The sequence below is a fragment of the Paraburkholderia sp. SIMBA_054 genome (assembly GCF_046534875.1).
In the GTDB taxonomy this organism is placed as follows: Bacteria; Pseudomonadota; Gammaproteobacteria; order Burkholderiales; family Burkholderiaceae; genus Paraburkholderia; species Paraburkholderia hospita.
The window spans coordinates 96,170-114,557 of the sequence record NZ_JAWRXV010000033.1 but is presented as its reverse complement, the minus strand read 5'-3'; the positions used below and the strand labels follow the sequence as shown (position 1 = coordinate 114,557).

The following is an 18,388-nucleotide window of genomic DNA, read 5'->3' as shown; positions in this document are numbered from 1 at the left end:
GAGATGCGTCAGACGCAAAAAGGCGGCAGCTGGTACTTCGGCATGAAGGCACATATCGGAGTCGATGTGGAGTCGGGGCTGGTGCATACCGTGAAGTGCACGCCGGCGAACGTTCATGACATCACGGTGGCGCATGAACTGTTGCATGGCAAAGAGCAGGTTGCGTTTGCCGATGCGGGCTATGTGGGCATCGAGAAGCGAGGCGAAACGGGTGCGGTCCAGTGGTACGTCGCGATGAGACCGGGCAAGCGAAACAAGCTGGACAAGAAAAAGCGGCTGGACAGGATCTACAACAAGATCGAGCGGCTCAAGGCGGGCGTGAGAGCGAAGGTGGAGCACCCGTTTCGCGTACTGAAATGCCAGTTTGGGTATCTGAAGGCGCGATATCGGGGACTGGCAAAGAACACGGCGCACATCGAAACGCAGTTCGCCCTGGCCAATCTGTGGATGGCGCGCAAGATGCTGTGAAGCGGCGCAACAACGGAAGAAAATGCGCCGCATGAGCACAGCGCCGGCCAGCAAAGATGCGACTGGTAGTGATTCAGCAACGTGCGGATGACGACGCGATCTTCACTCCAGGTGTTCGGTTAGAAGTCCAACGAAAAAAACGGGTTATTCAGACCTTCCTCTACTTTTCTTTGCGGCGGCAAAGAAAAGTAGGTGCCGCCCCGCACAGGGGCGACGCCTGAACGGCAAACACCATAACGCGGATGCCAGCGCAAAGACGAGCACACCCAACCCGCCGACACCAAACACAAACGCAGATGCGAGAGAAAAAACCAAAACCCCGCCCAGCGTCGCAGACATAGAGAAAAGGAGACACTGCAATGCCAGAAACAACGATCAGCCGATACCCAGTCCCGACCCCGGGCGAATGGCCCGACGACATCCGCGCCCGGATACTGGAAGTCCAAACCAAAGCGGGCTTCGTCCCAAACGTCTTCCTGACACTGGCCCACCGCCCGGACGAATTCCGTGCCTTCTTCGCCTACCACGATGCCCTGATGCTAAAAGAGGGCGGCCTCACCAAAGGCGAGCGCGAAATGATCGTAGTCGCAACGAGCGCCGTCAACAACTGCCTCTACTGCGTAGTAGCGCACGGCGCAATCCTGCGCATCTACGAAAAGCAACCGTTGCTAGCGGATCAACTAGCCGTGAATCACCGCAAAGCCGACATCACGCCACGCCAAAAAGCGATGCTAGATTTCGCGCTAAAGGTATGCCGCGACTCGGCATCCATCAACGATGAAGATTTCAACACACTGCGCACGCACGGCTTCAACGACGCCGACATCTGGGACATCGCCGCCATCACCGCATTCTTCGGCCTGTCGAACCGCATGGCGAACGTAATCTCAATGCGCCCCAACGACGAGTTCTACCTGATGGGCCGCATCCCACGCGAATAGAAGACAGCCAGGAGCACTACTGCTCCATCGCCCGCGACCGTGGCGCCAGCGGCGACGACATCAGCGCGTCCAGCGACATCGGCCGCGCCAGGTGATACCCCTGCCCGTGCGCCGCGCCGATCGTGCGCAACAGTTCGAGCGTCGGCTGATCCTCGATGCCCTCCGCGACCACCGTCAGCTCCAGCGATTCCGCCATCCGCACGATCGCGCGCACAATCGCGCGGCTGCGCGCGCTCTGCGTCAATTCGAACACAAACGACTTGTCGATCTTCAAACCGCTAAATCGATACTGGTGCACATAGCTCAATGAAGAAAAGCCCGTGCCGAAATCGTCGAGCACGACGCACATGCCGTTATCCGCGAGGCTTTGCATCGTCGTGCGCGCAAGGTCCGGCTCGGCAACGAGTGCGCCCTCCGTCAGTTCGAGCGAAATGCGCGAAGGATGCACGCCATAGCGCTTCAACAGTTCGAGCAGTTCGTCCGCGAACTCAGGGCGCGTGATGCTATAGCTCGACAGATTCACCTGCACAGGCGGCCAGTCGACATGCTCCGGCTGCGCGAGAATCTCCGCCACGCGCGTGAGCATGTACATGTCCAGACGACCGATCAGCTTCAGCCCGTCCACCGCAGGCAGGAAACGCCCCGGCGCCCAGACCTCGCCGTTCGGCTGCTGCCAGCGGATCAACGCCTCCAGCGCGACGAGCTGGCCGCTGCCGATATCGACGATAGGCTGGAAATACGGCACCAGCTCGTCATCGCGCTTGAGCGCATTGCGCAGCGCGCCCTCCGTTTCGATCTGATCCGACAGCTCACGACGCATCTGGTGGTTGAACACCGCGAAGCTGTCGCGGCCGCGATTCTTCACGCGGTACATCGCGGCATCGGCGTCGCGCAGCAGGTCGGCGGGCTCGCGGTGATGCGCGCTGTCCGCGCTCACCACACCGACGCTGCATGACGTGAACACCGTCTGCTCGCCGATGTTGAACGGCGTATCGAAGGCCGAAAGAATGCGCTCCGCAAGCGACAGCACCGTTTGCAGGTTCGCGCCCGGCACGACGACGGCGAACTCGTCGCCGCCCAGACGCGCGAGCAGATCGTCGCGCCGCAAGCATTCGCGCAGACGCCCCGCCACGTCGACGAGCAATGCATCGCCGAACAGATGGCCGAGACTGTCGTTGACGACCTTGAAGCGATCGAGGTCGATGAACAGCACGGACAACGGATCGCCGCGCTTGCTGTAGCCATGCCACGCCGCTTCGAGCCGCTCGTACAGATGCGAGCGGTTCGGCAGGCCCGTCAGCGCGTCGTGATAGTTCTCGTGCAACAGCCGCGCGTTGGCCGCGTCGAGTTCCTGCGTGCGCGCCAGCACGCGCGCTTCGAGTTCGAGATTCGCCGCATGCTGCGCTTCCGCGACGCGCCGCCGCGACAGCGCCGTATCGATGTGGCGCGACACGAAGGTCAGCAGTTCCTGATCGCGCCTGTCGTAACGCACGCTCGACGAATAGCTCTGCACGACGAGCACGCCACGCACCACGCTGCCGTCGAAGAGCGGCACGCCAAGCCACGAGCGCAAGCGGATGTTCTCGGTGTCCAGCATGATCTCGCCCGCCTCGACGAGACGCACGGCGTCGCTGGTGTCGAGCAGGCAAGGCACGCGTTTGCGGATCACATACTCGGTCAGCCCGCGCTCGCGACGGCGCGGTACAGGCACATCGTGCTGCGTTTCGTCGATGTAATACGGAAACGACACTTCCGCCGTCGCGGGTTCGAACAACGCGATATAGAAGTTCTTCGCATACAGCAGCCCGCCGACGATCGCATGCAGGCTGCGAAAGAACTTGCCGATATCGACGGATTGACTCGACAGCTCGGCGATCTCAAACAACGCTGCCTGCAGGTGTTGCGCGCGCTCGCGCTCGGCGATTTCCGCGCGCAGCGTGTCGTTCAGCCGCGACAGCTCGGCCGTGCGGCGCGCCACTTCGGCTTCGAGGCCGACGCGGTGCAGAATGCGGTCGAGCGCCATCGCCACGTGCCGCGCTACAACGAGAAACAGCGCGCGGTCCTCGGCGCTATAAATGCGCGACGCATCGTAGACCTGCATCGTCACCATGCCGAACACTTCGTCCGAGGCGTTTTTCAGCGGCGCGCCCATCCAGAACTTCGGACGGTGCCCGACGCAGTAAAAGCGCCCCGTCGCGGCCGCGTCGATGATGCCCTTCTCGTCGATCAGCAACGGCTGGCCCGTGGTCAGGACGTAACCCGTGAGCGACAGGCGTTCGGGGTCGACCATGTCCATGTGATTCGTATCGACGGCTTCGGTGTCGATCAGGTCGATGTAATACGGATACGTGACGGCGCCCGTTTCGCCGTCGTAGAGCGCGAGATAGAAGTTCTCCGCGTCGATCAGCGTGCCGAGACGCTCGTGGATGGCCTGCAGGAACTCGCCGCGCTCGCTGATCGAACTCGCGAGATACGCGATGTCGTACAGCACGCGCTGCACGTTTTGCGCGCGCACCAGCGCATCGGCCTGCATCTGTTCGCCGATCGCGCGCGCGAGCGCGGTAAAGGCGGGATCCGATGCGAACGACGCGGGCGCGAGCAGCCAGCCGAGCGCGAGGTCGCTGCGGCCCGTCGGCCACGCGAACCAGCCGCGCTCGACGCAGGCGTCGTGCAGCATCGCGGGCACGATCGCGCGCGGCCAGTCGAAGCGCGTCGCGCCTTCGCGCACCAGTTCGAGATGCTGTCCCGCGCGATACCACGCCCACGGTACGCCGCGCGCCTCCACCGCGCGCGCCGCCTCGTCGATCGATTGCGACCTCGTCCCGCCTGCCGACAGATCGGCATTCCACATAAATCAGCCCTCGTGCCGTCCCGTGATTGTGTTGCGCCTTGAACCGTTATATCGACGTAAGCAACAGCAAACTTAATGTATCTGGCCCGCAAAAAAAATGCCTCAAGCACACGAAAACGTTTGCTTGAAGATTTTTCGGATGCGGTTTTGCCCTGATTGCTGCGGAAGGGGATTTGCTGTTTAGCTGACGTCCGCGCCGCTCACGCGAGGCGGTCTTTCGATTCGCATGCACAGCGCATCAGCATCAGTTCGAGGAGCAGACATGCAAGCACATACGAAGGGCGCGGTGCACGCGGACGTATTCCGGCTCGGCCCCCGCGACTGGGTGCCGAACAACGCGCATCTCCCCGTCATCCTGTATCGGGACGTGCTGGACGGCGACGGCTCAGCCGACGGCGAGCGGCTCGCCGACGCGTTCGAAGCGATGTTCCAGCGCAACGGCTGGCCGCCGAAATGGCGCAACGGCATCTTCGACTATCACCACTTCCATTCGTCGGCGCATGAAGTGCTCGGCATCGCCGGGGGCGCGGCGGATGTGATACTGGGCGGTCCGGGCGGCCGCGTCGTGCATCTGGAAGCGGGCGACGTGATCCTGTTGCCGGCGGGCACCGGGCATTGCCTCGAATCGTCGAGCGGGCCGCTCAATGTAATCGGCGCGTATCCGCCGGGCCAGCAATGGGACATCCGCCGCGACGCATTGACGGGGAAGGAACGCGCCGCGATGGAAGCCCTGCCGTTTCCGCACAGCGACCCTGTGCGCGGCGCACAGGGTCCGTTGATCGAGCACTGGCTGAACGAGGCGTAAGCGTTGTCAGCGCCGGCGTTGCATCGTCATGGTGCAGCGTCAGTGCTGCACGCCCCAGCGGCGCACGGTCACGCGCTCCAGCGTGTCGAACACCAGATGCTCGACGAGCAGGCCGATCGCGATGACGGCGGCGAGTCCCGCGAACACGCGGTCGGTGTAGAGCTCGTTGCGGTTCTGGAAGATGTACCAGCCAAGTCCGCCGTTGCCGCTGCTCGCGCCGAACACGAGTTCGGCGGCGATCAGCGTGCGCCATGCGAAGGCCCAGCCGACCCGCAGGCCCGCTAGGATGGACGGCAGCGCCGCGGGCACGAGTATCAGCACGACATGGCGCAAGCCCGTCAGCCCATAGTTGCGGCCCGCCATCCGCAAGGTCGCGGGCACGGCGCGAAAACCCGAATATGTGTTCAGCGCGAGCGGCCACAGCACGGCATGCACGAGCACGAACAACAGGCTGCCCGTACCGAGACCGAACCACAGCAGCGCGAGCGGCAGCAAGGCGATCGACGGCAACGGATTGAACATCGCGGTGAGCATCGACAGCAGATCGCGGCCGATGCGCGTCGACACGGCGAGCGATGTCAGCACGAACGCAAGCGCGACGCCGAGCAGGTAGCCGCGCAACAGCACCGACATCGACACGGCTGTTTTCTGCAGCAGTTCGCCCGACGCGATGCCTTGCACGAATGCCAGGAACGTCGCGCCGAAGGTCGGCAGCAGCAGGTCGTTGTCGATTGCGCGCGCAGCGATTTCCCAGATGGCGATCAGCACGATCGCGATGATCGTCTTGCTCAGCCACGACTGGTTCGCAAAGCGCCGCGCGAGCGGCAACGGCGCTTCGACGGCGAGATCGCCGACGGGTTCGAGCGGCCGCTCGTATTCGGCCCGCACGGGCGGCAACAAGGTGGAAGGCGTGCTCATCGGGCGGACTCCGTCTCTTCGAACAGCAGCCGATGGATCTGCGCGACGCGATGCTGGAAGTCGCTGCGGCCCAAGCTGTCCTGCGTGTACTGGTGGCTGTTGAGTTCGGCGCGCACGCGTCCCGGATGCGGCGACAGCAGCAAAATCCGGCTGCCGACAATCAGCGCTTCCTCGATCGAATGCGTGACGAACAGCAGCGTGAAGCGCACTTCTTCCCACAGGCGCAGCAACTCTTCCTGCATCTTGCGGCGCGTGAGCGCATCGAGCGCGGCGAACGGCTCATCCATCAGCAGCACGCGCGGCTGCATCGCGAGCGCGCGCGCAATCGCGACGCGCTGCTTCATGCCGCCCGACAGCGTGTGCGGATACGCATCGGCGAACTGCGCAAGGCCGACCTTGTCGAGATAGTGCTGTGCGCGCTCTTTCGCCTCGGCGCGGCTCAGTTTCTTTGCCGCGCGCAAGGGAAATGCAATGTTCTCCAGCACCGTCTTCCACGGCGGCAACTGATCGAACTCCTGGAACACGACGATGCGATCCGCGCCTGGTTCGCGCACCGTTTCGCCGTCGAGCGTGATCGTGCCCGAGGCCGGCTTGATGAATCCGCCGACGGCTTTCAGCAAGGTCGACTTGCCGCAGCCCGACGGGCCCAGCAGCACGAAACGGTCGCCGCCATACACGTCGAAGCTGACGTCGTGCGTGGCGCGCACCACGCGCTCGCGCGTGCGGTATTCGAGGCTCACGCGATCGACGGCAAGCAGGCGGCTCGAATGCGCCGGCTCGCTTGCCTGCGTCGCGGCCTGTTCAGGGAAAAGCACGGAAGGATTCGCGACCATTAGCGCGCTCCTTTGAGTTGAACTGCGTGCGAAATGACTTTCACAATGACGACACCGCATAAGCAAAACGACAACATACGGTGAGCCTCCGCAAAGACCAACCAATGAATGTAGATATTCAATGCGCTCTGATGCATAAGCGCCGTAAATCGCGCTATGACCGCCGTCGCGTCTTGTTTAGCAGCGTGATTTCACTTGCGCCAGAAACAGAAAAACCCGCTGAAATAGCGGGCTTTTTTGCGTATCGAACGTGGCAGCGGTCAGCTTCCGGCCGCCGTCGCCGGATCGTCGAAGAAGTAATCTTTCCACGACTTCGGTTCGTTGCGAATCGCGCCAACGCGATACATGAACTGCGCAAGCGCGAACGTGTTTTGCGGTGCGACCTTGAATTGCACTTGCGGATTGCGGATCACCGAGAGCAGCAGATTGCGATCCGTCTTCGCCTGATTCACGCGAATGTAGATATCGGCCGCGGCTTCCGGATTCGCGGTGATGAATTGCGCGGCATCGGCAAGTCCATTGACGAATGCGCGATACGTCTTCGGGTTCTCGCTACGGAATTTCTCCGTTGCATAGAGCACGGTCGCCGAACTCGGTCCGCCCAGTACATCGTATGAATTCAGCACGATGTGCGCTTTCGGATTCGCGGCCAGTTCCTGTTCCTGAAACGGCGGATTGCCGAAGTGCCCCGTGATTTCCGTGCCGCCTGCAATGATCGCAGCCGCAGCATCGGGATGCGGCACGGCCTGCGTGAGCTTGTCGAGACGGTTGTATTCCTTGTCGCCCCAACGCTTCGCGGCCGCGAACTGCAACACGCGCGACTGCACCGACACCGTAACGGCCGGCAGCGCGATGCGGTCCTTGTCGGTGAAGTCGGCAATCGTCTTCACGTTCGGGTTGTTCGACACGAGGTAATACGGCAGATTGCCGAGCGATGCGACGCCCTTCACATTCTGTTTGCCGTGCGTGCGATCCCAGATCGTGAGCAACGGGCCGACACCTGCGCCCGCGACGTCGACCGAGCCGGACAGCAGCGCGTCGTTCACGGCCGAACCGCCCGACAGTTTCACCCAGTCGACCTTGATGTCGAGCCCTTCCTTGCGCCCTTCTTTCTCGATGAACTGCTGATCGCGCGCGACGTTCAGCAACAGATAGACAATGCCGAACTGTTCGGCAACACGGATCTGGCCTTCAGCGTGCGCGTCGAGCGACATGCCCAGACTGGCTGCGCCGAGCGACACAGCAAGCATCGTCGAAACGAAACGGCGAGCGAAAGACGGCCGCGCTGCGGCCGGTCGAAATGAAAACGGCATCGGAACTCCGAGTGTCGGAAAACGGAAATGAGGACTGCGCGCGGATCAGAACGGCGCGTTGCCTTCGATCGTCGTGCGGTACAGCTTGCGGCGCAGATGATCGGGCGTGCCTGCGGCGAGATGCATCAGCGAGCGGTTGTCCCAGAACACGAGATCGTGCTCCGACCACTGATGACGATAGATATGTTCGTCACGCACGCTATGCGCAAACAGTGCTTCGAGCAACTCGCGGCTTTCGTCCTCGGGCAAGCCGACGATATGCGTCGTGAAATGCTCGCTGACGAACAGCGCCTTGCGGCCCGTTTCCGGATGCGTACGCACGATGGGATGCACGACGGGCTTCACTTCGGCGACCTGCTCGGCCGACAGATTCGGCCGCCACGGGCTGCGCTTTTGCAGTTCCGCGTATTTGGCGAGGTACGTGTGCTCGGCCGTGCGTCCCTCGACGGCCTTGCGCAAATGCTCGGGCAGCGTGTCCCACGCCAGATGCATGTTCGCGAACAGCGTGTCGCCGCCTTCCGAAGGCAGTTCCTGCGCGTGCAGCAGCGAGCCGAGACTCGGCTTCTCCTTGTACGACAGGTCCGAATGCCAGAAGTGGCCGGCGTCGCCGAGTCCGATCGGCTGGCCGTTCTCGCGAATGTTCGACACGATCAGCACTTCAGGATGACCGGGCAACTGGAACTGGTGCAGCACGTGAATCTGCAGCGGCCCAAAACGGCGGCTGAAGTCGATGTGCTGCGCGGGCGTGATCTGCTGATCGCGAAACACCAGCACGTGATGGTCGAGATGCGCGCGGTGAATGCGCGCGAAATCTTCGGCGGAAAGCGGCTGGTTCAGATCGAGGCCGAGCACTTCGGCGCCGACGGGCGCATTGAACGGAACGATTTCGAGCGGCCGGCGCGCGCCAGCCGATTGCACGCGCGGCGCGGCGTGTAGAGAGGACGAAACAGTGGTTGTCACGCTGAATATTCTTTGTAGGGTTGCAACGATGGAGTCAATCTACGGCCAGCGTACGGGTGCGTCAACGAAGCAAATCCCATACTCATATCTGCTTTAGCGATAAACGGCTGGCTAGCCTGGAGAACCGCACTTTTTGATTTCGTGCAATTTTGTACGGCCGCTTCGCCGTGCGCGCGCAACTTCCAGAGACCGTTGTGCCGCTTGGCCGCGCGGCGGCATCGCTCGCTAGCGCACAGACGTTCGCTGACGAGCGTGACAAGTTCGGGCTACCATCAGGGACCGGCCATTGCCGGCTCAGGGTCTCGCGCCAGTTCCATGACAAAGGATTGCATCCACTCGATTGCCGTGCTGGCCGCCCTGGGAGCGGGACTCTGTTGCACACCCGCGTGTGCGCTCGAACTCGACGAGCAACTCGTCTGCAAGTCCGACGCGCACACCTTCATTCAGCCGCTGCTCGACGATGAATACATCGACCCGAATCCGATGCGGGTCGAATCCAATTCGGTCAACGCATTCCGCCCGAAGCACGGCCGCGATCTCACAGCGTTCGGCTTTCACGTCTACGCCGTGCTCGGCTATCAGCGCGACGACGCGATCTTCCGGCAAGGCACCGGCAAGGCAGAAGCCGATTCGATCTATGGCGTGGTCGTGTCCGGTCCTTCGGAGTCGGTGCGCGTGCGTGTGCAACAGTCGGGCAGCGAAGCGACCGTCAAACAGGTGTTGCCTTTCATCCTGACTGCGATCGTGTGCAGCGCCGGCTGAGACTGTTGTAATTCGCCCAAACGGTGCACGCTGCCATCAAACGGAAATCCCCTTCCAGCTAATCTCATCCGCGCAATTCATGCGTAGCGGGTTGGTCGCGCGCCGCTTCACGGCGAACTTTCCAGCGATTGTTTCGATTTGATGACTCATTCATGCGATGTGACGCAAGAGTCTGCTGCAGCAACACGGCGTTAAATCGGACCCCGCGTTTTCCTATACTCGCCAGGCTGTTTTCACTCATTGTCTGGAATAGCTGGAGCTCAACCATGAAAAGAATTCCCGCCGCAGTTGCGGTGCTCGGCGCATTGGCCGCAACGGGCGCGCACGCGCAAAGCTCGGTCACGCTGTACGGCATCATCGACGCGGGCCTGATGTACACCAACAACGTGCAAAAGAGCGGCACGAGCGGCGCGCTGTTTCAGGCGACGAGCGGCACCATCAACGGCAGCCGCTTCGGCCTGCGCGGCGCTGAAGATCTGGGCGGCGGCTACAAGGCGATCTTCGTGCTCGAAAACGGCTTCAACGTGCAGAACGGCACGCTCGGCCAGCACAGCCGTCTGTTCGGCCGCCAGGCGTATGTGGGCCTCGCCAGCGCCAACTACGGCCAGATCACACTGGGCCGCCAGTACGATTCGCTGGTCGACTTCGTCGCGCCGCTGTCGGGCACGGCAGGCACGTTCGGCGACACGGGCTTCGCTCACCCGTTCGACAACGACAACCTCAACCATTCGATCCGGATGAGCAACGCCGTCAAGTACACGAGCAGCAACTACGCGGGCTTCAAGTTCGGCGCGTTGTACGCGTTCTCGAACAGCACGGACTTCGCGATGAACCGCGCGTACAGCGCGGGCGCGAGCTACCAGTGGGGTCCGTTGAACGTCGCGGCCGGCTATTTGCAGATCAACGGCTCGAACAGCACGACGAACACGGGCGGCGCGGTCGATACGGCTGAATCGGCGGCAAATGGGGTTGGCGGCTTCCAGGTCGGCGCGGGCGTCGAGCGCGTGTTCGGCGCGGGCATCAACTACGCGTTCGGTCCCGCGACGGTCGGCTTCGTCTACACGAACAGCCACTATCAGCAAACCAACGCGTTCGCGATGACGAACGGCTCGATGCACTTCGACAACTATGAACTGAACGCCAAGTATCAGTTCACGCCCGCCATCACGTTCGGTATCACCGACACCTACACCGACGGCCACATCAGCGGCTCGCCGACGTTCGGTTCCGATCCGAAGTTCAACCAGGTCAATGCGCAGGCCATCTACGCATTCTCGAAGCGCACGGACGTGTACGCCGAAGCGATGTATCAGCACGCCATCGGGCAGAACTATGTCGCGTTCATCAACACGTCGGGCGGCGCGTCGACGACGGCCAACCAGGTTGTCGCGACAATCGGCATGCGTCACCGCTTCTAAAGCGTCACGGCTTCAACTATCCGGGATTTGCGTTGCGAAGCCCGCCGCGTTCTGCGCGGCGGGCTTTTTTTGCGTGCGCGTCGCACCGCATCGTTCTGCGAGACGGAAGGCTGCCTTACAGATCCGGCCGTTTTTCTCTGCGCGGGCGATCCGTAGACTTGTTTTGCCGGCTCATGCATCACGGCCGGCATCCTCGGATCGCTATTGGAGAACGTCTTGAAGTCCACAGTTGCCGCCGCTGTCGCCATGTTGACTGCGGCCTTGCTCGCCGCCGCGCCCGCCCTCACGCAGGCCCAGGAATCCAGCACCCGCGTCACGCGCGCGCAGGTCCGTCAGGAACTCGCCGATCTCGCGTCCGTCGGCTACCAGGCTGGAGGCGGCGAAGATCCGACCTATCCGTCGAAGGTGCAGGACGCGATGCAGCGGCTCGCTGCCAAACGCGCGGCCCAATCCGCGTATGGCGCAGGCACGTCGGGTTCCTCGCAGACGGGCGCGGGGCATCCTGCCGCGCAGTGAGGTTTCGATTAGCGCAGTGCCGCGTGATTGCGCGGCATTTTCACGCGTTGCGGGCGCTGCATGACGTGCGCGCCCCGGCATCCTTATTGTACGAACGACCGTGCGCCAATATCGAAGCCGCACGGTCGTCGCTCGCAAGTTCAGCGAAATCTCACTATTTAGCGCGAAATCGCGCACTTCTTCTCGCTTTCGTCTAGCGCTTAACCACGCCACCGCCAACGGATTGACTCGAAAAACAACGATTAGACCGCAAACTCAATCCGGTTTTGTGCATCGCACCATAATTTTGTCTATAGTGGTGGGTGGAGATGTCTTTCGCATCCGCGAAAGCGCTGATTATTGACGGATTAGTCCGCCCGAAGCGGACACCAGCCCGCCGCGGCCCATCAGGCTCGCGGCCGCTCAGGCGAGGAGAAATCACGATGTTCGATGCCGAAATCGCCGCAAAACTGCTGAACCGGTGGACGGTCAGGCCGCCGGCCGCGCATTGCGACAGCTATCTGGATCTGCTTCGCGAGGGGAATCTCAACTTCACCCATCAACTGGGCCGCGCGACGCCGGGCGGCGTCGCTTCAGAGAGTCTCTTCGATCTCGAATCGCTCGTATTCGTCGACGGCTCGCGCGCACTTCGTCTGAAAGCGCCTGGCGCAACGCCCGACTGGACGCAGTGGGCCGCGTTCGAGCCGCCGCTGCGCCCTGTGGCGAGCGTGGCCGCGCCGATTGCCGACGAGTCCTACACGCTTGAGGCGCCCGAACGCTGAGTCATGCCTGTGCGCCGTTACTGCTCCGCCTTGATCCGCTCGATGAGCGCCATCGCGGCGGCGGGATTGTGCGCCTTGTGCCCGCTGATCACGAACAGGTAGACATCGCGCGCCTTCTTCGGCGCGGCGCGGGCATAGGTATCGAGATCGTCGGGCGCGCCGCCCGCGGCCCAGGTCTGGGCGCGCTCGGTCCACTTGTCGAGCGCCTTCTTTGCGTAGCCGTGCGGATTCGCCTCTTCCGTGCCCATGATGCGCGCGTAGACGAACGACGCCGTCGGATCGGCGATCTGCGGATACTTCGAATCGCCCGCTACGACAATCGCGACATCATGCTTGCGCGCAAGCGCGACGAACGCCTCGTCGCAGAAACTCTCGTGACGCACTTCGACGGCATGGCGCAACGTCTGCCCATCGACCTTCGCAGGCAATAATTCGAGGAAGCTGCCGAAGTCATCGGCATCGAACTGTTTGGTTGGCGGGAATTGCCAGTTGATCGGGCCGAGCTTGTTCTTGAGTTCGAGCACGCCGCTCGCGACAAACCGCTCGACGGAATCGCGTGCTTCCGCCAGCACGCGCCGATGCGTCGCGAAACGCGGCGCCTTCAGCGCGAACACGAAATCGTCGGGCGTTTCGTCGTGCCACTTCGCGAACGTCGCAGGCTTTTGCGAGCCGTAGAAGGTGCCGTTGATCTCGATCGCCGTGAGCTGGCGGCTTGCGTATTCCAGCTCGCGTTTCTGCGCGAGCCCTTTCGGATAGAACACGCCGCGCCACGGTTCGAAAGTCCAGCCGCCAATGCCGATATGAATCCGCGTTGCCTTCGCCGTCGTTTTTCGAGTCGTCATGGTTCACGCCTTGGCGCATGCCGCGCGAGAGCAATGATGCACAGAATAGACGATGCAAGCCGGCATTTGCGCAACGGCACATCATCGCATCACGCCAATCGAAGGCGGAGAAGGCACGGCGCGCCCGTTCCTTTGCGCGCCGCGTGAACGAACAGAAGATCAGAACACCGCGCGCACCACGCCGCCATCCGCGCGCAACGCCGCGCCATTGGTCGCCGACGACAGTTCCGAGCACACGAATACGACCATGTTCGCGATTTCCTCGGGCGTCGTGAAGCGCTTGAGGATCGAGCTGGGCCGCGCCTGTTCGAAGAACTGCTTTTCGAATGCCTCGAAGGTCTGTCCGCCCGAGAGCTTGTCGATGAATTCCTCGACGCCATCCGAACTGGTCGGCCCTGGCAACACCGAGTTGACCGTTACGGCCGTGCCCGTGCATGTTTCGGCAAGACCGCGTGCGAGCGCAAGCTGCGCGGTTTTGGTCAAGCCGTAGTGAATCATTTCGGTTGGAATCTGGATGCCGCTTTCGCTGCTGATGAACACGACGCGCCCCCAGTCCTTCTGCTTCATACCGGGTAAATACGCGCGCGACAGCTGCACGCCGGACATCACGTTCACGTTGAAGAAGCGCAGCCACTCTTCATTGGAGATTTCTTCGAACGGCTTCGGATCGAAGATGCCCATGTTGTTGACGAGAATGTCGACCTGCGGAAAACGCTCGACGAGCTGCGCGACTTGCGCTGCGTCCGACACATCGCCGGCGAATCCTTGCACGGTCGCGTCGGGCACTTGCGCGCGCAGCGTCTCGATGGCGTGATCGACCGATTGCTGCGAGCGGCCGTTGACGATCACGTTCACGCCTTCGCGCGCGAGCCCGACGGCGATCGCATGACCGATGCCTTTGGTGGAGCCCGTTACGAGCGCAAGCTTGTTTCTGATCTTGAGATCCATCGTGTTTCCTTTCAATCGTGCGATAAACGGATCGCGGACAAGACGCGCGCAACGCGCTATCGTCCCGCATCGTGACGCTGCATTCGCGAGTGTAGGACCGGGATAAAAATATTGCAGCCGGCGGGACGGATGCCGCGCGGCGCCCGCAATCACTGAGAAGTCGGCGTCTCGGGCGATTGCGAGCACGATTCTTCAAACAGTACTAGCATCCGACTGACATTCGCCGGGCGCACGAGAACACATTCATGCATAACGCGTGACCATCCGGCGCAATGTCCAGATAACGAGTTATCCACGCATCGAGGATACGAAGAGACGCCCATGAGATTACGCACCCGGCTCGCCGCGCTGCTCGCGCTCGCCTCTCCCGTCGCGTTCGCGCAGAACAGCGTGACGCTCTATGGCCGCATCGATGGCGGTGTCCAGTATCTGAATCACATCGCGACGCCTTCGGGCGGCAGCACCTCCAGCTGGACGGCCGAAGGCGGCGACTGGGGCACCAGCATGCTGGGCTTCAAGGGATCGGAAGATCTTGGCGGCGGCATGTCGTCGGTGTTCGATCTGGAAACGGGACTGCAGGTGATGAACGGCACGACGAGCGGCGGCCGGCTGTTCTCGCGCCGCGCGTATGTCGGACTCGCTGACAAACGCTACGGCCAGATTCAGGCGGGCCGAAACCTGTTCATCGATAGCGACGGCGTATGGGAATTCGATCCCTTCGTGCAGCAGGCTTTCTCGTCGGCATCGCTCGTGCGTGGGCGCAACTGGCAACAGACGAGCAATAACATCGAGTATCACAGCCCCGTTTTTTACGGCTTCGATGTCCAAGGGCAATACGCGTTGGGCAATCAGGCGGACGGCTTCAATCGCGGCGCGCCCGGCGAGTTCGGCCGCTCGGACGGCATCATGCTCACGTATCACTCGACACTGTTCGACGTGCGCGGCATCTACGACGAACTGCGCGACGTGAATGGACGCATGACCAACGTCTTCACGAGTTCGCGCGAATACTTTGTCGGCGCGAATGTGCGTGTATCGAAGGTAAAGATTCAGGGCGCCTATACACACCTCGCCGCGCCCGATACGCCAGCGGGCCTCGCCGACAGCGCCGACTACTACTGGCTCGGTGCGACGTGGGAAGCCACGCATCAATTCGCCGTGACGGCGGCTGCCTTCTACGTCCATCTGAGCGAAGGCTCCGGCGACGCGACGCACGATCCCGCCGGACACGCGACGATGTTCGTGCTCGGGTCCACCTACAACCTGAGCCAGCGCACTTTCCTCTACGGCACGGTCGCCTACATGCGCAACAGCAGCCACGCGAACTTCTCGCTGCTCGCGACCTCGCGCGATGCGACGGGCAGCGCGAACACGAACCCGTTGCCCGGCGAATCGCAAACGGGCGCCTACGTCGGCGTGATGCACGTCTTCTGACCGAGGCCGTCAATCGTACGAAGAATAGCAGGCTCATTCCACTTTGGCATCGACCTCATTCCATTGCCGGAATACCTGCCGCTGTCACGCGATTCGAGTAGTACTTCGATATGCGGCGCTTGACCACGCGCAAGGCAACCCGCATTTGCCTACTATTGAATCGCACACTGATTCAACCTGAGACGGAAGCCAGAGATCAACACGCGCATTCGCGTTCACCGCATCTCTCCAGGTCGATTTCGATCACAGCAATCGCGCTCCTGCCGCTGACGGGCTTGCTTCCGGCCCACGTTCAGTTTCGACAACGGCAATGAGAAAAACCGTGTCATGCGCGACACGCCAGCGAATGCTGCCGCAGCGATTTCAACCTTGAAGGAGGTGCCATGAAAAGCCCCATCTATGAAGAGCGTCTCGAACTGCTTGGCTTGATCGCGCGCGAAGCGCTCGGCATCGAGGAACTGAACGAGCATCCGGATGTGCTCGCCGCGCTCGAAGCGGCCTACGACGCCGGGCTGTGGGTCGGCCATAGTGTCGGGCGGGGTGAGGAAGCCTGCGTCGGCTGATGGGAAAGTGGCACGCGGGCTGTGTGACGGCCCGCGCGCGCTTGACTCCTCAATACGAAACCGCGCTACTTATGCAGCCTTCGCGCTCGGCGCAGCGTGTTCCGGCTTCGCCGCTGGCGCGCCATCCTTCTGCTGCGCAATCTGCTCGCGCAGCTTGATCAACGCGAGAACGGTATCGACGGTCGGCGTTTCATGCCCGACCAGCCGGCCCATTTCCTGCACGACGGTCAGCAGCGGATCGATTTCCATCGGACGTCCCGCTTCGAGATCCTGCAGCATCGAGGTCTTGTGCGCGCCCACCGCGCCCGCGCCATCGATACGCCGCTCGACATCCACCCGGAAATGCACGCCGAAACGATCCGCCACGGATTTCGCTTCGAGCATCATCGTCTTCGCGACGGCGCGCGTGCCGACGTGACTCGTGATGACATCGAGGGTCGCGTGCGTCAATGCGCTGATCGGGTTAAAGCACAGATTGCCCCACAGTTTCAGCCAGATTTCATCGCGGATGTTGTCGCGAATGGGCGCGTCGAGTCCTGCTGCGACCATGATCTGCGACAGCGCTTCGACCCGCGGCGAACGCGTGCCGTCCGGCTCGCCGATCGGAAACTTCTTGCCGTACACATGCTTGATCACGCCCGGCTCGACGATCTCCGCGGCGGGATAGACGACACAGCCGATCGCGCGCTCGGGTCCAAGCTTCTGCCATTGCGTGCCACCCGGGTCGATGCTTTCGAGCGTCGTGTTCGCGAACTCGCCGCCATGCTTGTAGAAATACCAGTACGGAATGCCGTTGACGGCCGTCACGATGGCCGTCTCGGGCCCGAGCAGCGGCTGCATTGCGTCGACGACGCCCGGCACCGAATGCGCCTTCAGCGCGATTATCACGTAGTCCTGCGGCCCCAACTCGCGCGGGTCCGACGAACAACGTACGTTGACGACACGCTCGGTATCGTCGATCAGCAGACGCACGCCGTTGCGTTGCATCGCGGCAAGATGCGGGCCGCGTGCGACGAAACTGACATCCGCGCCCGCAAGCGCCAGTTCCGCGCCTACATAGGCGCCAATCGCGCCGGCTCCATAAACACAGATCTTCATCTATCTGCTCCCATTCCAAGAAGTGATCAGTGAGATCGAGCCGGGCGTCTCGCGACGCAGCGCGCGCCGTCATTGTCGATTCATGGTCGACTCATTGGCGATGACGCGTCCGGCTCTCATTGCATGCTCAGTGCGTGTTCCTCAGTGCGCGTTCTTCAGGCCGCCGTCTCGAGCTGCCTTGCGACCGCGAGCTGGTTCGGCAGCGCGCCGATGCCGTCGATCGATACGACGACCGTCGAGCCGTCCTTGATCGAGCCGACGCCGACCGACGTCCCGCATGCGATCACGTCGCCGGGCATCAGCGTCATGTCGTGCGAGATCATGCTGACCTGTTCCGCAGGCGTGAAGATCATGTCGGAGATCGGATAGTTCTGTCGCTCGACATCGTCGAGGCGCGTGACGACATTCGCATTGCGCCAATCGAACTGTGTCTTGATCACGGGCCCGATGCAGCTGAACGTATCAAAGCCTTTCGAGCGGCACCATTGCGCGAAATTCGGGTCTTCGTTCAGCAGGTCGACGGCCGTGACGTCGTTGATGCAGGTGTAGCCGAAGATGTAGCCGTCCGCTTCTTCGGGCGAGACATTGGTGCAGCGCTTGCCGATCACGATGCCGAGTTCGCCTTCATAGGCGATCTTGCCGCTATAGCCTTTGGGGCGGCGAATGGGCGCGCCGGGGCCGATCACCGACATCGGCGGCTTGATCAGAAAGAGCGGATGCGACGGCGCCGCCTTGCCGAGCTTCTGCGACAGCGCATGAAAGTTGTTCCAGAGCGCGACGACCTTGGTCGGCAGGCAGGGGCTCAGCAACTCGACGTCGTCCTGTTGCCACTGCTTTCCCGTCGCTGTTGCGTCGCCGAACATGTCGCCTTCGAATTCGGCGATGTTGCCGTTGTCCAGCACGCCGAAACCGATATGACCTTGCGGCTGCCGGAAGCGTATCCACGATGTCATCGAA

At 62.2% G+C, this 18,388-nt stretch carries 18 protein-coding genes; 9 read left to right on the top strand and 9 right to left on the bottom strand.

Features of this window, described 5'->3' with window-relative positions:
* A partial coding sequence (locus tag SB822_RS33350; RefSeq protein WP_410856543.1) for an IS5 family transposase occupies positions 1–468 on the top strand: 468 nt, incomplete at its 5' end.
* A gap of 359 nt (positions 469–827) precedes the next feature.
* Positions 828–1,409: a peroxidase-related enzyme gene (locus tag SB822_RS33345; RefSeq protein WP_410856542.1), complete on the top strand. Its 582-nt coding sequence runs from the start codon at positions 828–830 to the stop codon at positions 1,407–1,409.
* Between the two features lie 16 nt (positions 1,410–1,425).
* Here the strand turns inward: SB822_RS33345 and SB822_RS33340 are convergent, their stop codons facing one another.
* Positions 1,426–4,260, bottom strand: coding sequence for an EAL domain-containing protein (locus SB822_RS33340; protein ID WP_410856541.1), 2,835 nt, complete (start codon positions 4,258–4,260; stop codon positions 1,426–1,428).
* 262 nt (positions 4,261–4,522) lie between these two features.
* Here SB822_RS33340 and SB822_RS33335 point away from each other — a divergent pair, with 262 nt between their 5' ends.
* Positions 4,523–5,065, top strand: coding sequence for a cupin (locus SB822_RS33335; protein WP_410856540.1), 543 nt, complete (start codon positions 4,523–4,525; stop codon positions 5,063–5,065).
* 39 nt (positions 5,066–5,104) lie between these two features.
* Here SB822_RS33335 and SB822_RS33330 read toward each other — a convergent pair whose 3' ends face one another.
* The 4 genes from SB822_RS33330 to SB822_RS33315 form a co-directional block, all read right to left on the bottom strand.
* A complete protein-coding gene (locus SB822_RS33330; protein ID WP_410856539.1) occupies positions 5,105–5,983 on the bottom strand; it encodes an ABC transporter permease in 879 nt (292 codons plus the stop codon).
* Entirely contained in the window at positions 5,980–6,816 is an 837-nt protein-coding gene (locus SB822_RS33325) for an ABC transporter ATP-binding protein (RefSeq protein WP_007750326.1), read from the bottom strand. The genes SB822_RS33330 and SB822_RS33325 overlap by 4 nt, the downstream gene beginning before the upstream one ends.
* Positions 6,817–7,076: 260 nt before the next feature.
* Positions 7,077–8,129, bottom strand: coding sequence for an ABC transporter substrate-binding protein (locus SB822_RS33320; RefSeq protein WP_079501121.1), 1,053 nt, complete (start codon positions 8,127–8,129; stop codon positions 7,077–7,079).
* A 45-nt stretch (positions 8,130–8,174) separates the two neighbouring features.
* The gene (locus tag SB822_RS33315) at positions 8,175–9,047 is read right to left on the bottom strand and encodes a TauD/TfdA dioxygenase family protein (protein ID WP_007585267.1); all 873 of its coding nucleotides are present in this window, start codon (positions 9,045–9,047) and stop codon (positions 8,175–8,177) included.
* Positions 9,048–9,404: 357 nt separating this feature from the next.
* Here SB822_RS33315 and SB822_RS33310 point away from each other — a divergent pair, with 357 nt between their 5' ends.
* From SB822_RS33310 to SB822_RS33295, 4 genes are all read left to right on the top strand, one after another.
* Positions 9,405–9,851: a hypothetical protein gene (locus SB822_RS33310; protein WP_007585265.1), complete on the top strand. Its 447-nt coding sequence runs from the start codon at positions 9,405–9,407 to the stop codon at positions 9,849–9,851.
* Between the two features lie 266 nt (positions 9,852–10,117).
* Positions 10,118–11,269: a porin gene (locus SB822_RS33305; protein ID WP_007585264.1), complete on the top strand. Its 1,152-nt coding sequence runs from the start codon at positions 10,118–10,120 to the stop codon at positions 11,267–11,269.
* 216 nt (positions 11,270–11,485) lie between these two features.
* A complete protein-coding gene (locus tag SB822_RS33300; RefSeq protein WP_410856538.1) occupies positions 11,486–11,785 on the top strand; it encodes a DUF4148 domain-containing protein in 300 nt (99 codons plus the stop codon).
* 422 nt (positions 11,786–12,207) lie between these two features.
* Positions 12,208–12,546 (top strand): hypothetical protein, encoded by a 339-nt coding sequence (locus tag SB822_RS33295; RefSeq protein ID WP_007585255.1) that lies wholly within the window; start codon positions 12,208–12,210, stop codon positions 12,544–12,546.
* Positions 12,547–12,563: 17 nt separating this feature from the next.
* On the opposite strand, the gene SB822_RS33290 is transcribed toward SB822_RS33295, so the two are convergent.
* Positions 12,564–13,388 carry a DUF72 domain-containing protein gene (locus tag SB822_RS33290; protein WP_007585253.1) on the bottom strand — a complete coding sequence of 275 codons (825 nt, stop codon included), beginning with the start codon at positions 13,386–13,388 and terminating at the stop codon, positions 12,564–12,566.
* 159 nt (positions 13,389–13,547) lie between these two features.
* Complete coding sequence (locus tag SB822_RS33285; protein WP_007585252.1) at positions 13,548–14,336, bottom strand: SDR family NAD(P)-dependent oxidoreductase; 789 nt, start codon at positions 14,334–14,336, stop codon at positions 13,548–13,550.
* Positions 14,337–14,657: 321 nt separating this feature from the next.
* Here SB822_RS33285 and SB822_RS33280 point away from each other — a divergent pair, with 321 nt between their 5' ends.
* Positions 14,658–15,770 carry a porin gene (locus SB822_RS33280; protein WP_410856537.1) on the top strand — a complete coding sequence of 371 codons (1,113 nt, stop codon included), beginning with the start codon at positions 14,658–14,660 and terminating at the stop codon, positions 15,768–15,770.
* A 383-nt stretch (positions 15,771–16,153) separates the two neighbouring features.
* Positions 16,154–16,333, top strand: a complete 180-nt coding sequence (locus tag SB822_RS33275; protein ID WP_007750290.1) for a hypothetical protein — start codon at positions 16,154–16,156, stop codon at positions 16,331–16,333.
* 69 nt (positions 16,334–16,402) lie between these two features.
* Here SB822_RS33275 and SB822_RS33270 read toward each other — a convergent pair whose 3' ends face one another.
* Both SB822_RS33270 and SB822_RS33265 read right to left on the bottom strand, forming a co-directional pair.
* Positions 16,403–17,431, bottom strand: a complete 1,029-nt coding sequence (locus tag SB822_RS33270) for a 2-dehydropantoate 2-reductase (protein WP_007585250.1) — start codon at positions 17,429–17,431, stop codon at positions 16,403–16,405.
* Positions 17,432–17,586: 155 nt separating this feature from the next.
* The gene (locus SB822_RS33265; RefSeq protein ID WP_410856536.1) at positions 17,587–18,384 is read right to left on the bottom strand and encodes a fumarylacetoacetate hydrolase family protein; all 798 of its coding nucleotides are present in this window, start codon (positions 18,382–18,384) and stop codon (positions 17,587–17,589) included.
* Positions 18,385–18,388: the final 4 nt, after the last annotated feature.

Coding starts and splice junctions, on each gene's coding strand:
- SB822_RS33345 (WP_410856542.1), top strand. CDS start 828: ATGCCAGAAACAACGATCAGCCGATACCCAGTCCCGACCCCGGGCGAA.
- SB822_RS33340 (WP_410856541.1), bottom strand. CDS start 4,260: ATGTGGAATGCCGATCTGTCGGCAGGCGGGACGAGGTCGCAATCGATC.
- SB822_RS33335 (WP_410856540.1), top strand. CDS start 4,523: ATGCAAGCACATACGAAGGGCGCGGTGCACGCGGACGTATTCCGGCTC.
- SB822_RS33330 (WP_410856539.1), bottom strand. CDS start 5,983: ATGAGCACGCCTTCCACCTTGTTGCCGCCCGTGCGGGCCGAATACGAG.
- SB822_RS33325 (WP_007750326.1), bottom strand. CDS start 6,816: ATGGTCGCGAATCCTTCCGTGCTTTTCCCTGAACAGGCCGCGACGCAG.
- SB822_RS33320 (WP_079501121.1), bottom strand. CDS start 8,129: ATGCCGTTTTCATTTCGACCGGCCGCAGCGCGGCCGTCTTTCGCTCGC.
- SB822_RS33310 (WP_007585265.1), top strand. CDS start 9,405: ATGACAAAGGATTGCATCCACTCGATTGCCGTGCTGGCCGCCCTGGGA.
- SB822_RS33305 (WP_007585264.1), top strand. CDS start 10,118: ATGAAAAGAATTCCCGCCGCAGTTGCGGTGCTCGGCGCATTGGCCGCA.
- SB822_RS33295 (WP_007585255.1), top strand. CDS start 12,208: ATGTTCGATGCCGAAATCGCCGCAAAACTGCTGAACCGGTGGACGGTC.
- SB822_RS33290 (WP_007585253.1), bottom strand. CDS start 13,388: ATGACGACTCGAAAAACGACGGCGAAGGCAACGCGGATTCATATCGGC.
- SB822_RS33285 (WP_007585252.1), bottom strand. CDS start 14,336: ATGGATCTCAAGATCAGAAACAAGCTTGCGCTCGTAACGGGCTCCACC.
- SB822_RS33280 (WP_410856537.1), top strand. CDS start 14,658: ATGAGATTACGCACCCGGCTCGCCGCGCTGCTCGCGCTCGCCTCTCCC.
- SB822_RS33275 (WP_007750290.1), top strand. CDS start 16,154: ATGAAAAGCCCCATCTATGAAGAGCGTCTCGAACTGCTTGGCTTGATC.
- SB822_RS33270 (WP_007585250.1), bottom strand. CDS start 17,431: ATGAAGATCTGTGTTTATGGAGCCGGCGCGATTGGCGCCTATGTAGGC.
- SB822_RS33265 (WP_410856536.1), bottom strand. CDS start 18,384: ATGACATCGTGGATACGCTTCCGGCAGCCGCAAGGTCATATCGGTTTC.